The following is a 12,107-nucleotide window of genomic DNA, read 5'->3' on the forward strand; positions in this document are numbered from 1 at the left end:
GAACGCTTCCCGTTCGGGAGCGGGGTCTATAAGCGAGCCGATCCGGGGTGTCCAGCACTCCGCGAAAGAAGTTTTCAGTCTTCGTCGAAAGGCCGCCGTAGCGGGCTTCTGACGCCCTCAGCCGGGCCGCCCTCGTCGTCCGTCGGCTCGTCGTCGCGCACCGGAATCGCATAGCCGCCCGTGAACCAGCGGCCGAGATCCACGTCGGCGCAGCGGCGCGAGCAGAAGGGTTTGTACTTCCCTTCCGGCGGGTGGCGTTGGCAGATCGGACAGGTCGCCATGGGGCTCAGCCCTCCTCGATCGTACAGCGGCCCGCAGGGACCGCGGGGTCCGGCCTCAGATGGGCGCGCGGACCCAGTTTTTCCACCAGAGGGGCCGCGAATTCAGCCTCTTGCGGCGCGCAGCGGGCGAACAGCCGGGGCGCGCGGGTGTCGGTCAGCAGGGCGTGGCGCAGCTTGCGCGCGACCGCAATCCCCCGGGTTCGTGGCGTCGGCCGCCCCTCCCCAGCGTTGAGCACCTCGTCCAGCGGCGTCGACCGCCACGGCAGGGACAGCATCAGCACGCCGAATCTGTTCAGCGGCCCGAATACGATTTCGGGATCGTCGCCGAACGCAGCCCGCGCCGCCTTGATCAGGGGCTCGGCCTCCTGACCCGCCCCGACCAGATCCACGGCCACCAGACCTCCCCAGCGGTTCAACCGGATCAGCCGCGCCGCCTCGGCGAGTCCCAGAAGATTCGCTGCCTTTGCCCCGCCCGACTTGCCGCCCGCGCCTCTTCCGACGTGGTCGATATCGACCGCGACCAAGGCCCGGGTGCGCTGGATCGCCAGATCGAGGCCTGCCCCCGTCAGGACGACCCGACGCCCCAGAGCCTCCTCTTCCGCCTCCCAAACGGCCTCGATGGCCACCGCGCCGGTCTGAACCTCCACGCGCGGGGCGAGCGCGGCCAAGGCCTCCGCCACCGTGAGTCCGGCCTTCAGCAGCCTGGGTTCGCCCTCGGCCGCGCCAATCCGTCGCAGGGTCGCCGCCTTGGCCTCGCGCGGTTCGGCGGAGACCTGGACCTCGATCTTCTGGCCCTGTTTCAGATCGTGGGTTCTGGCGAGCGGCAGGAAGCCTCGCTGCCCTGCTCCCAGATCGACAAACGCCCCTCTCAGCCCGGCGTCGATCTCCGCCACCCGGCCAACCGACCGGGCGCCGAGCCTCAGCGCCGCCGGGTCGCCGTCGCGTTCGATGAGGATGTGGGTGTAGCGGCCGTTGCGGGCGATCAGGCCGCGCGTCTCGCCGGGCGTCTGGTCGAGGAAGACCTCGATCTCCCCGCTCATCGGCCTATTTCCGCCAGCCGGCGCCGGCCAGCAGATTGACCGTCTCGAACAGCGGCAGGCCCATGACCGCCGGATAGCTGCCGACGATACGGGTGACGAAGGCCCCGGCGGGACCCTGGATGCCATATCCGCCCGCCTTGCCGCGCCAGTCGCCGCCGGCGACATAGTCGGCGATCTCGCCCGGGGACAGGACCTTGAAGCTGACGCGGGTGTCGACCACCCGGGTGCGGACCTTGCCCTCGTGGGCCACGGCGACGCCGGTGAAGACGCGGTGATTTCGACCGGACAGCAGGGTCAGGAAGCGGGTGACCTCGGCCTCGTCGGCGGCCTTTTCCAGCAGCCGGCGTCCGACGGCGACCACGGTGTCGGCGGCCAGGACCACCGCCGCGGGCGACCGGGCCGCCACGACCTCGGCCTTGGACCGGGCCAGACGCACCGCCAGCCGCGACGGGGTCTCGTCGCGCTGCGGCGTCTCGTCGATGTCGGCGGGATCGATGCGATCGGGCTTGATCCCGATCAGCGCCAGCAATTCGATGCGGCGCGGGCTGGCCGAAGCCAGCACCAGTTCAGGCCGGGTGCTCACCCAGCCTTACTTGAAGCGGTAGGTGATGCGGCCCTTGGTCAGGTCGTAGGGCGTCATTTCGACCAGGACCTTGTCGCCGGCCAGGACGCGGATGCGGTTCTTGCGCATCTTGCCGGCTGTATGGGCGATGATCTCGTGGTTGTTGTCCTCGAGCAGAACCCGGAACGTGGCGTTCGGCAGCAGTTCGCTGACGACGCCGGGAAACTCGAGCAGTTCTTCCTTAGCCATGCGGCCTCTCACGCCCGGTGAATACGAATCAAGGCTCGCGCCGGGCGGAGCGCGAGCCGTAAGAAGTGGGGGCTAATGCACCAGATAAGGCCGGAAGTCGAGGCTGGCGAGTGAGGAGTGCTGGTGAGCGAGAGGTGAGCGGCAGGAAACGCGCGGAAGCATCGGCTCACCGCTTCGCTCACGAGCACTCCTCACTCGATCACCCTCGCCGATACAGCGCGCAGACCAGCGTAAACAGGCGGCGCGCCGTCTCGTGATCGATGGCGACCTTGCCCTTCAGCCGCTCCTCCAGCGCATCGGCGCCTTCGTTGTGCAGACCGCGCCGGCCCATATCGACGGCCTCGATCTGGCTCGGCGACGAGCCGCGCAGGGCTTCGTAGTAGCTGTCGCAGATCAGAAGATAGTCTTTGAGCACGCTCTTCATCGGCGTCAACGACAGGGCGTAGGTGCGGGCGTACTCCTCGTGCGCCCCCTCCCCCGCGATGTCGAACACCAGCCTGTTGTCCTGCAGCGAAAGCTTGAGCTTGTACGGGCCGCCGGGCGCGCCCTCGGGCTCGAAGCTGTTCTTCTCGATCAGGTCGAAGATGGCGACGCGGCGCTCGTGCTCGATCTCGGCGGTGGCGGGCGGAAGCGTGGCCATGTCCAGATCGACGGCCGAAAGCCTGTGGTCGCTCATGCAGGGGTCTCCGACGGCGTCGTCTCTTCGGCGGTCGCTTCCAGATGGGTGGGGGCCACCCGAGCCTCCCAGCGGTCGGACAGGTCGGCGACCACGGCGTCCAGGCACTCGACCTCGACCCTCAGGTCGCCGCCGCCTGCGAACATCAGCGTCACCTTGCCGCCCGGCGCCTCGACCTCCTCGAAGTCGATGGCCAGTAGCTCCAGCGGCGTATCGGGCAGACGCGGCAGGCCCCGGCTCTTGACCGCCATGACGTCGCCGAACTGCATCGCGGCCCGCACCCGGGTGCCGCCGCATTCCCAGCAGAAGCGGCTGAACTCGACCGTCAGCCGGCGCGCGGCCCGTTCCCAGACGATATCGGCGGGCCGCAGGATGGCGTCCTGAAGCGCCGCGGAGATGATGGCCAGGTCCTCGGCGTCCTCGGCGAGGAGCCGCAGCGGCTCATTGGCGCCCGAGCGGACGCTCTCGACCTGTTCGGCGACCTCGGCGGCCGTCGGGGCCGCCTGCATCATGTCCGCGTCAGTGCTCATCCGCCGGTCCTTCCACGGGCGGGCCGTGGATCCGGCGGATCTCGGCCCCGCAGGCCCCCAGCTTCTCCTCGAGACGCTCGAACCCGCGATCCAGATGATAGACGCGTCCGATGGTGGTTTCACCCTCGGCGGCCAGGCCGGCGATCACCAGGCTGACCGAGGCCCTGAGGTCGGTCGCCATGACCGGGGCCCCGCGCAGCCATTCCACGCCCGTGACCTTGGCCTCGCCGGCGTGGACCGAGATGTCGGCGCCCAGCCGCGCCAGCTCGGGCGCGTGCATGAAGCGGTTCTCGAAGATGTTCTCGTGGATGGTCGACACCCCGTCGGCCGTGGTCATCAGGGCCATGAACTGGGCCTGCAGATCGGTGGCGAAGCCCGGATAGACCTCGGTGGCCACATCGACGGCCTTCAGCCGCCGGGCGCGGTCGCGCTTGATGATGACGCCGTCCTCGGTCGGGGTGACCTCGACGCCCGCCTCGACCATCTTGACCGTCAGGGCGTCGATCAGCTCGGGCCGCGCCTTCGTCAGACGCACCTCGCCCCCCGCCATCGCCGCTGCGCAGGCATAGGAGCCCATCTCGATCCGGTCCGGGATCACCGCCCAGTCCGTCCCCGTCAGCGAGGTCACGCCGGTAATGGTCAGGGTGTCGGTGTCGACGCCCTCGATCTTCGCGCCCATCGAGATCAGGCAACGCACCAGGTCGCCGATCTCCGGCTCGCGGGCGGCGCGACGCAGCACGGTCGTGCCTTGCGCCAGAACGGCGGCCATAAGGGTGTGTTCGGTCGCGCCGACGGACACGAACGGAAATTCGATCTCGGCGCCCTTCAGCCCCTTGGGAGCCGTGGCCGAGACATAGCCTTCTTCCAGCTCGATCGCCGCGCCCAGCTTGGACAGGGCGTCGATATGCAGGTCGACCGGCCGCGCCCCGATGGTGCAGCCGCCCGGCAGGGAGACCTTGGCGTGTCCGGTGCGCGCCAGCAGCGGCCCCAGCACGTTGAACGAGGCCCGCATCTGGCGAACCAGATCATAGGGAGCGAAGGTCGAGGTCAGTTCCCGGGCGTCGAACAGGGTCTGCTGGCCGTCGGGGCCGTCGCTCTCGGTCACCGTCATGCCGAACTGGCGCAGCAGCTGGCCGAGGAATTTCGTGTCCGCCAGACGCGGCATATTGGTCAGCCGAACCGGCTCGGCCGTCAGGATCGAGGCCGCCATCAGCTTGATGGCCGAGTTCTTGGCGCCGCTGACCGGGATTTCCCCGTAAAGCTGGGCGCCGCCGTTTACCGCGATACTGTCCATGTCGATCCTGGCCGCCACTCCGCGACGTGCGGTCCGGCGAGCCGGCTATCTAGCGCGCCCCGCCCGTCCTGCGAAAGGCCCGCTCAAACGTCCGGCGATGACTTTCCGTTGCCTGAGCTGTCAGCGGCCCATTTCAGTGGTTTTGGCCGCCGGGCTTCGGCGCTGCGGGATGGGCGATCTTGCGGCGGCGCAGATTGTCACGCAGCGCCTTGGCCAGCCGCGCCGCCTTGGCGGTCTGTTCCGGCGAACGCTGTTGGACGGCGTCTTTCGGGGCGGGCGTTTCGCCCGGCGTCTTCGGCGTTTCGGTCATCCGATATCAAGGCTCGAAAATCTTTCCTCGCACAAGCGCACTTTTCAGTTTGCCCACCGCGAGTCTGTTGGCTATACGGCCGCTTCCTCAGAACGGGCCGCCGTAGCTCAGTGGTAGAGCGCATCCTTGGTAAGGCTGAGGTCGTGGGTTCGATTCCCCCCGGCGGCACCATCTGAGAAGAAAGGCCCGATCCTCACGGATCGGGCCTTTTTCATTATCCAGCCTGAAGAATCGCCCTGCCCGTCCCCGGGCTGCGGGCGACCGTCTTCAGGGATAGCCGGGATAGTCGGGGGTTCGCGTCGTCGAATCGCTGGTGAAGCCCAGGCTGAAGCTCTGGCTGTTGCCCGACAGCGGACGACCATAGCCATAGGCTCCATACCGGCCATAGCCCGGATAGAAGCCGGGATAGCCATAGCCGTACATGCCGTAGCCGTTCTTGGTCTGGCGATATTCCAGATCGACGCGGCCCGTCTCGCCGAAGGGAATCGAGACGGCGGCCGAATATTCCGAATAGTCGCCGGTGCCGATGGCGGCAGAGACCTGGCCGTGCATCTTGCGGTCGTCGACGGGGGCCCAAGGGTCCGTTGTGTCGGAGAAGGGCTTCGCGGCCTCGGCGCGCTGGCCGATCCAGCGGTCGATCTGTTCGGCGGTGCTCAGGCCGTGGGGCGTGATCGTCTGGGTCGACGCCGCCGGAACCTCGGCCGCGACAGGCGCGGAGGCATCGGTCACCACCGACTGATGGCCGGCGGGCGCGGTGGTCACCACGCCGTCGGGGTCGTCGGAGGCCATCACGGCGGTCAGGGCGAGAAGAGCGATCAGCATGCGGTCTTACTCCGGGTACAGAGGCACTCTAGCGGACTTTGCGGCCAAGGTCAGGCCGTTCCGTCTCCACGTTGCAACGGGTCGGGCAGGGCCTCGCCCTCGGGGACGAACTGTAGCGCCACGGAGTTGATGCAATAGCGCAGCCCGGTCGGCGGCGGGCCGTCGGGGAAGACATGGCCCTGATGGCTGCCGCAGCGGGCGCAGGTCGTCTCGGTGCGGACCATCCCGTAGGACCGGTCGACGATGTCGGTGATGTGGGCATCGTCCACCGGCTGGGTGAAGCTGGGCCAGCCCGTGCCGCTCTCGAACTTGGTCGTGGCCCGGAACAGCGGCAGGCCGCATTCGCGGCAGCAGAACACCCCCGGCCGCTTCTCGCCCAGCAGGACGCCGCAGAAGGGCGCCTCGGTGCCGTGCGACAGCAGGACGCGCTTCTCCTCGGCGTTGAGCGCGGCTTCCAGCGCCACGCGCTGCCCCTCCGACGGCGGCGTCAGGTCATAGCCGGACGGAGAGCGGAGCGAATGGGGCGCGGTCGATGTGTCGGTCATGGCGTCCAAATGGGGATCGGGGCGGCGGAGTTCCAGTCACGGTCACCTCTCCATTCGCGAAGGCGAATGGAGAGGACAGATCGGCGCGTAGCGACGATCAGGAAAGGGAAACACAGAACGAAGAAGGGGGCGACCGGCTTACACCGCGTCGCCCCCTCCTGATCGCTGCGCGATCTGTCCTCCCCACACGCCTTCGCGCGCGGAGAGGCGATGCGATTACTGCATCAGCGTTCCGACCCAGGCGCGCACGGCGGCCTCGTCGGTAGGGTTGCCGGTGTAGGCCAGGCCCGCCGCCGGAACGAAGGCGGTGTTGTTGGCGCGCTGACGCGAGGTCCAGGCCTTGTGACCGTAGGCCAGGTCCGAATAGTTCGACGGCAGGCGGACCATGGTCGGCTCGATGAAGATCGAGTCGGTCGCGGTGGTCGAACCGGCGATGCGGACGTTCGGCAGACGGCTCAGCAGGTCCAGGGTGTCCAGGCAGCCGCCGGCGCAACCGGCGTCGACCAGAACGATGACCGGACCGGTGATCGGATTGGCGGCGCCCGTGTCCTGAACCGCGGCGCGGCCCGGCAGGGTGAAGCTCTGCTGACCCGAGGCCAGGGCGGCGTCGAAGGCGGCGACGATGGCGGCGGTCTGTTCGATCACCGGGGCGCTTTCTTGCACGAAGCGCGGGTCGGCCTGCATCCGGCCCAGGGTGTCGGCGTACCACTGACGGTTGGCGGGGGTGGCGCGATAGGTGATTTCACCCGCGGCCGGCTGTCGGCTGACGGTGAACTCCGGCGTCCAGATGCGGTTGGCGAGGCCATAGCCGCGCGCGGTCGAGGTGTAGGACTGGCCGCGGGCGCCGCGCAGGTCCAGCACGAAGCCGTTCTTGAAGCTCGCAGCCTGGGCCAGGACCGTGGCGTTGAACGCGTCCCAGCCGGCGCTGTCGGCGAACGAGTGGACGTTCACCCACGGGCGGCCGTTGACCTGTTCGATGCCCAGGGGCGCGCCGGACGGCACATAGACGGTGGCGCGATAGGCGGCTTCCAGGTCACCGGCGACGACCGGCGTCGGACGCAGCTGGTACTCACGCGGACGGCCGCGGCCGACCTGGAAGTTGCACAGGGCGGGCACGCCGCTGGTGAAGGGGTTGTTGCGGTTCCACAGCAGGAAGGGCGCGGTCAGCACCCGGCCGGATTCCGAGGTCAGGTCGCCTTCCCAGCGGTCCAGCTTTTCCTTGGCCAGGTCTTCGGCGGTCTTGCCGAAGCAGTCGACCAGGGTGGCGCCCAGCGGCGGCGTATTGCGCACGCCCGGCTTGATATAGGTCACCACGTACTTGCCGTCGCGCCAGCCGGTGGTGAAGCCGGGCCAGCTGATGCCGAAATAGGGACTCAGGCCCTCGAAGCTCGGCGTCATGGCGATGTTGGAGTCGCGGAAGCCGCCGGCGTAGTAGCGCATCAGATAGGCGTGGCTGTCGCCGCTGGTCGCCTGACCGGCCTTGCCGAGCGCCTCGGCCAGACCGCTGTCGATCCAGCCGTTGAAGGTCTGGGACGCGGCGCCGCCGACCACGGCGGCGGGGTGGTTGGCGCGCAGCTGGTCGTGCGCGGCTTGCAGATCCTGACGCGCCAGATCCCGGAAGTCCTGGGCCTGGGCCGATCCGGAGGCGACGACGAGGGCGATGGCGGCGGCGGAAGCCGCAATGAGATGGTGCAGCAAGGGAGGACTCCGGGAAGCGGTCACGACGTGTTGCGGCGTGTTAAAGCCGATCCACGGCCGCCTTGCCAAGTCCCAACCCCTGTGACGCGACGTCATGGGGCATCAAAGACCGAAACCGGTCGCTCAGCCGCCGTTCACCGCAATTTTCTCGCCCGTTTCCGCGTGGGCGGTGAGATCGCTGACCACCTGGATCAGGGCCGGGGGCGCGAAGGGCTTGGCCAGGTGCCGGTCGGCTCCGGCCGCCTCGGTCTCGGCCAGATGCTGGTCCATGGCATTGGCGCTCAGCATGACGATCGGCGTGGCGGCCCGCTCCGGCGATCCGGCCTCGATGGCGCGGATGGCGCGGGTCGCGGCCAGACCGTCCATGACCGGCATCTGCATGTCCATCAGGATCAGGTCGTAGCGGTCCAGATTGAAGGCGGCGACCGCGTCCGCCCCGTTCTCCACAGTGACGACCTCGACGCCGTATTCGCCCAGGATCAGTTGCACCACGCGCTGGTTGACCGGATGGTCCTCAGCCAGCAGCACCCTCAATCCCGCGCTCAGCGCGCCTTCCTCATCCCCGCCGGCCAGGCCGCCCAGGGCCTCCAGGGCGCGCTGATCGTAGTCGGCCAGCGACCGGGTCCGCGACAGTGGCACGGTGACGGTAAAGGCGCTGCCCTGCCCCACCGCCGACTGCACGGCGATGGTCCCGCCCATCAGTTCGACCAGGGATTTGCAGATCGACAGGCCCAGGCCCGAGCCCCCGAAGCGGCGCGTGATCGTTCCGTCCGCCTGGCTGAAGCGCTCGAACACCCCGAATCCGGCGTCGAAGCCGATGCCGCTGTCGCGCACCGTCAGGCCCAGCTGGGCCATGCCTGCACCCGGTGTGTCTTCGGCGACGTCGATTTCCAGCGAGACACCGCCCTGTTCGGTGAATTTGATCGCGTTCGACAGCAGGTTCATCAGCACCTGCTTGATCCGCAGGGCGTCGCCCAGGAAGTCGCCGCGCGTCGTCGCCCCGATCCGGACGTCAAAGCCCAGCCCCTTCTCCTCGGCCCGGGACCGCTGCATCTCGACCAGCGCGTCCAGCTCGACCTCCAGATCGAAGGTGGCGATCTCGATGTTCATGCGGCCGGATTCGACCTTGGACACATCCAGAATGTCGGACACCAGCCGTTCCAGCGTCGCGCCGGAGCGGGCGATCAGATCGACCATCTCCTTCTGGCGCGGCTCAAGTCCGCTGCGGCCCAGGGTGGCGGCCAGACCGATGACGCCGTTCAGCGGGGTGCGGATCTCGTGGCTCATATTGGCCAGGAAGTCGCTCTTGGCCTGATTGGCGGCCTCGGCGGCGGCCTTGGCGGCGGCCAGATCCTGCTCGACGGCCAGACGTTCGGTCACGTCACGCGCCACGCCATAGATGCGGTCGCCCCGCCGCTTGGCGCGCCACTCCAGCTGACGATACTCGCCGTCCTTGCGCCGATAGCGATTGATGATGCCGAACAGCTCGCCGCCGGAGGCGCCGGCCTCGATCCGGGCCATTTCGGTGCGCGTCATCTCGATATCGTCGGGGTGGATCAGGGCCAGCATCGCCCCGCCTTCCAGCTCGGCCAGGGAATAGCCCAGTACGTCTTCCCAAGACCGGCTCAGCTTGATCAGCCGCCCATCCATGTCGCGGATGCAGAGCATGTCCAGCGAGACGTCGAAAAAGGCCGAGACGTCCAGATCGGAGGTGCGGTCGTTGGCGGCCACATCGACGGCGTCCGCCCCCCCGGCGGCGTTCGTCTTGACCTCTAGATCCAACATCAGGCGGAGACTCCGGTGCGACAACGACGCTTGGGCGAGACGCTACGCCTTAAGGTCTTAACCGTCTTTTGTCGCTCACCGTACAATGTTCAATTTGACGCAGCGCGCTGTTTCTCAAACGAAACTGTCTCAGTCCTGCACCGGTTTCATACAGGTGACCGCCCCGGGGCCACGGGGCCGAAAACGCGCTGGAAACTGGCCTTCAGCGCGGCGTCCGCTTCGTCCATCGTCGCGGTGACGCCCAGGTCGACCAGGCTGGTCACCCCGTGCTCCGAGATGCCGCACGGCACGATCCCGCCGAAATGATCCAGGTCCGGTTCGACGTTCAGGCTGATGCCGTGGAAGGTCACCCAGCGGCGCACCTTGACCCCGATGGCGGCGATCTTGTCCTCGCGGCTCCAGCCGGCGCCCTTCCGCTCGACCCAGACCCCGACCCGAGCGTCGCGCACCCCGGCCTCGACCCCGAACTCGCCCAGCGCGCCGATGATCCAGTCCTCCAGCCCGCGCACCAGGGCGCGCACGTCGCGCCCGCGCCGGTTCAGGTCCAGCATCACATAGGCCACCCGCTGGCCGGGGCCGTGATAGGTGAACTGCCCGCCCCGCCCGGTGCGGTGGACGGGGAAGCGCCCGGCGTCCAGCAGGTCGTCGTCCTTCGATGAAACCCCCGCCGTATAGAGCGGCGGATGCTCCAGCAGCCAGATCAGCTCCGGCGCCTCTCCGGCCGCGATCGCTGCGACCCGGGCCTCCATCGCCGCCACCGCCGGCTCATAGTCGACATAGCCCTCGGCGACCGCCCATTCGACGGGCGGCGCATCGGGGCGGAAAACAGCGGAATCGCTGCGGGATTGTTCTGGACTTAACGGGTCGGCAAGCATGACGGACTCAATGTGTGCGCCGATGCGTCCGCGCAAGACCTCCTCCTGCGCGTTCCGAGGATTAAAGAGTACCCCTTGAGCCAGATCGATTCCGTCGACGTCGAGATTTCCGTGGTGCTGGGCCGTTCGGTTCTGCCCATGTCGCAGCTGCTCAAGATGGGCCGCGGCGCGGTGATTCCGCTCGACGCGTCCGAGCACGACGAGGTCTGGATCCTGGCCAACAACCACCCGGTCGCGCGCGGCGAGATCGAGATCCGTGAGGACCGGATCGCCATCACCGTGACCCGCCCGGCCGACGTCTATGACTTCATGGCGGGGGCCGCCTGAGCCCGCGCTCCGACATCGCGGTTCGCCTGACAGCGGTAGCGTCTTCATCGCCGCCGGATTTTACTTTAGAGACCACGACAGAGTGGGGATCTCCTGAACGACGGACGCCTGTCCGCCTGCCGGGATCCGGGGCCTGGGGAGCGCCGAATTGAATCATTTGTGGTTATTTGTCGGTGCAGTGATCCTGACCTACTGGTTCAGTCGCCTGCTCATTCGCATCGCCAATGTCCGGCGCAAGACCTGGGGCCTGGTCGGCGCCCACGAGGTGAGCTTCCTGGTTCTGGGGATCGGAAGCGGCCTGATCCGGGCCGAACTGAACGTGTTCGACACCTGGTCTCCGATCCTGTTCGGGGTCGCGACCGCCCTGTGGCTTCGCTACGATCTGGTCCGTCGCCAATCGGCCTGATCCGGCTTCGCCCGGACGGCGGATGCCGGCGCCCGTGACAAAAAACCCCGGGGAGCGATCCCCGGGGTTTCTGGTTTTCAGGGGAACATGGTCCGCAGCCACTGTATGGCCGTCAGGCCGGCATTGCGTTTCGGGACCCTGGCGATGCCCTTGACGGTATAGCGCTCCAGCGTGAACTCCACGCCCAATCCGTTGTAGGTGATGACCTTGGTCTCACCATAGTACCGTTGCTGATCCGGGGCGCCGAGGGCGGTCCAGACCTCGTTTTCGGTCCTGTTGATGCCGACGCCCAGGAACGGGGCACAGGCGGCCGAGGCGGCGCCGCGGGTCAGGCAATGGATCGATTCGACCTCACCCCTGTCGTTGAACACCAGGGTGCGCGAGGTCTCCCCCTGATCGTAGATCCATCGCGGACCCTCTTCACGCGTCGGCGGTCCGGCGATGTAGCGGGTGTCGATCTTGGACAGCCCGCGCCACAGTTCCCCGATGGTGTTGCTGGAATGATAGATCCAGCCCGCCGACCCGACGACGTACAGCACCGCGGCGGCGCCCATTACCAGCGGCGCGACCCGGCTCACCGCGGGATGCTGCAGGACCGAACTCGCGGTGGTCAGGCCCCGGCCGGAGCTTCCGCCGCTGCGACGCCGGCGGCGCGTCCGTTTGACGTCGTCTCCGTTAGACCGGTCATCCATTGAACTGCATCCCCC

The 12,107-nt window shown here is 68.0% G+C and carries 16 protein-coding genes and 1 tRNA gene; 3 read left to right on the top strand and 14 right to left on the bottom strand.

What is annotated here, in order from left to right; genetic code table 11:
- Window positions 1–74: 74 nt before the first annotated feature.
- The 8 genes from IFJ75_RS10795 to IFJ75_RS10830 all read right to left on the bottom strand — a co-directional run bounded on the left by IFJ75_RS10795 (window position 75) and on the right by IFJ75_RS10830 (window position 4,942).
- A complete protein-coding gene (locus IFJ75_RS10795) occupies window positions 75–281 on the bottom strand; it encodes a DNA gyrase inhibitor YacG (protein WP_207868059.1) in 207 nt (68 codons plus the stop codon).
- A gap of 5 nt (window positions 282–286) precedes the next feature.
- Window positions 287–1,321 (bottom strand): ribonuclease E/G, encoded by a 1,035-nt coding sequence (locus IFJ75_RS10800; protein WP_207868061.1) that lies wholly within the window; start codon window positions 1,319–1,321, stop codon window positions 287–289.
- Window positions 1,322–1,325: 4 nt separating this feature from the next.
- Window positions 1,326–1,904, bottom strand: a complete 579-nt coding sequence (locus tag IFJ75_RS10805) for a Maf family protein (protein WP_207868063.1) — start codon at window positions 1,902–1,904, stop codon at window positions 1,326–1,328.
- A gap of 6 nt (window positions 1,905–1,910) precedes the next feature.
- The gene (infA, locus tag IFJ75_RS10810; RefSeq protein ID WP_131253431.1) at window positions 1,911–2,132 is read right to left on the bottom strand and encodes a translation initiation factor IF-1; all 222 of its coding nucleotides are present in this window, start codon (window positions 2,130–2,132) and stop codon (window positions 1,911–1,913) included.
- 199 nt (window positions 2,133–2,331) lie between these two features.
- Entirely contained in the window at window positions 2,332–2,808 is a 477-nt protein-coding gene (locus tag IFJ75_RS10815) for a UPF0262 family protein (protein ID WP_207868065.1), read from the bottom strand.
- On the bottom strand, window positions 2,805–3,338 hold the full coding sequence (locus IFJ75_RS10820; RefSeq protein WP_207868067.1) for a DUF2948 family protein: 534 nt from the start codon (window positions 3,336–3,338) through the stop codon (window positions 2,805–2,807). Before IFJ75_RS10820 ends, IFJ75_RS10815 begins: the two co-directional genes overlap by 4 nt.
- A complete protein-coding gene (gene murA, locus IFJ75_RS10825) occupies window positions 3,328–4,632 on the bottom strand; it encodes a UDP-N-acetylglucosamine 1-carboxyvinyltransferase (protein ID WP_207868069.1) in 1,305 nt (434 codons plus the stop codon). Before murA ends, IFJ75_RS10820 begins: the two co-directional genes overlap by 11 nt.
- A gap of 133 nt (window positions 4,633–4,765) precedes the next feature.
- The gene (locus tag IFJ75_RS10830; RefSeq protein WP_207932694.1) at window positions 4,766–4,942 is read right to left on the bottom strand and encodes a hypothetical protein; all 177 of its coding nucleotides are present in this window, start codon (window positions 4,940–4,942) and stop codon (window positions 4,766–4,768) included.
- A 96-nt stretch (window positions 4,943–5,038) separates the two neighbouring features.
- Between IFJ75_RS10830 and IFJ75_RS10835 the strand changes: the two genes are divergently transcribed.
- A tRNA-Thr gene (locus IFJ75_RS10835) sits at window positions 5,039–5,113 on the top strand.
- A gap of 96 nt (window positions 5,114–5,209) precedes the next feature.
- Here IFJ75_RS10835 and IFJ75_RS10840 read toward each other — a convergent pair.
- From IFJ75_RS10840 to lipB, 5 genes are all read right to left on the bottom strand, one after another.
- A complete protein-coding gene (locus IFJ75_RS10840; RefSeq protein WP_207868071.1) occupies window positions 5,210–5,764 on the bottom strand; it encodes a hypothetical protein in 555 nt (184 codons plus the stop codon).
- Between the two features lie 50 nt (window positions 5,765–5,814).
- Window positions 5,815–6,309: a peptide-methionine (R)-S-oxide reductase MsrB gene (msrB, locus tag IFJ75_RS10845; RefSeq protein ID WP_207868073.1), complete on the bottom strand. Its 495-nt coding sequence runs from the start codon at window positions 6,307–6,309 to the stop codon at window positions 5,815–5,817.
- A gap of 216 nt (window positions 6,310–6,525) precedes the next feature.
- The gene (locus IFJ75_RS10850) at window positions 6,526–8,007 is read right to left on the bottom strand and encodes a hypothetical protein (RefSeq protein WP_225896781.1); all 1,482 of its coding nucleotides are present in this window, start codon (window positions 8,005–8,007) and stop codon (window positions 6,526–6,528) included.
- 123 nt (window positions 8,008–8,130) lie between these two features.
- Window positions 8,131–9,792 carry an ATP-binding protein gene (locus IFJ75_RS10855; protein ID WP_207868077.1) on the bottom strand — a complete coding sequence of 554 codons (1,662 nt, stop codon included), beginning with the start codon at window positions 9,790–9,792 and terminating at the stop codon, window positions 8,131–8,133.
- Window positions 9,793–9,938: 146 nt separating this feature from the next.
- A complete protein-coding gene (lipB, locus tag IFJ75_RS10860; RefSeq protein WP_207868079.1) occupies window positions 9,939–10,667 on the bottom strand; it encodes a lipoyl(octanoyl) transferase LipB in 729 nt (242 codons plus the stop codon).
- A 45-nt stretch (window positions 10,668–10,712) separates the two neighbouring features.
- Here lipB and IFJ75_RS10865 point away from each other — a divergent pair, with 45 nt between their 5' ends.
- Window positions 10,713–10,994 carry a FliM/FliN family flagellar motor switch protein gene (locus tag IFJ75_RS10865; protein WP_207932577.1) on the top strand — a complete coding sequence of 94 codons (282 nt, stop codon included), beginning with the start codon at window positions 10,713–10,715 and terminating at the stop codon, window positions 10,992–10,994.
- A 178-nt stretch (window positions 10,995–11,172) separates the two neighbouring features.
- Complete coding sequence (locus IFJ75_RS10870; protein ID WP_207868081.1) at window positions 11,173–11,400, top strand: hypothetical protein; 228 nt, start codon at window positions 11,173–11,175, stop codon at window positions 11,398–11,400.
- Between the two features lie 77 nt (window positions 11,401–11,477).
- Here the strand turns inward: IFJ75_RS10870 and IFJ75_RS10875 are convergent, their stop codons facing one another.
- The gene (locus IFJ75_RS10875) at window positions 11,478–12,092 is read right to left on the bottom strand and encodes a hypothetical protein (protein WP_207868083.1); all 615 of its coding nucleotides are present in this window, start codon (window positions 12,090–12,092) and stop codon (window positions 11,478–11,480) included.
- Window positions 12,093–12,107: the final 15 nt, after the last annotated feature.

This window comes from Brevundimonas goettingensis (assembly GCF_017487405.1).
In the GTDB taxonomy this organism is placed as follows: Bacteria; Pseudomonadota; Alphaproteobacteria; order Caulobacterales; family Caulobacteraceae; genus Brevundimonas; species Brevundimonas goettingensis.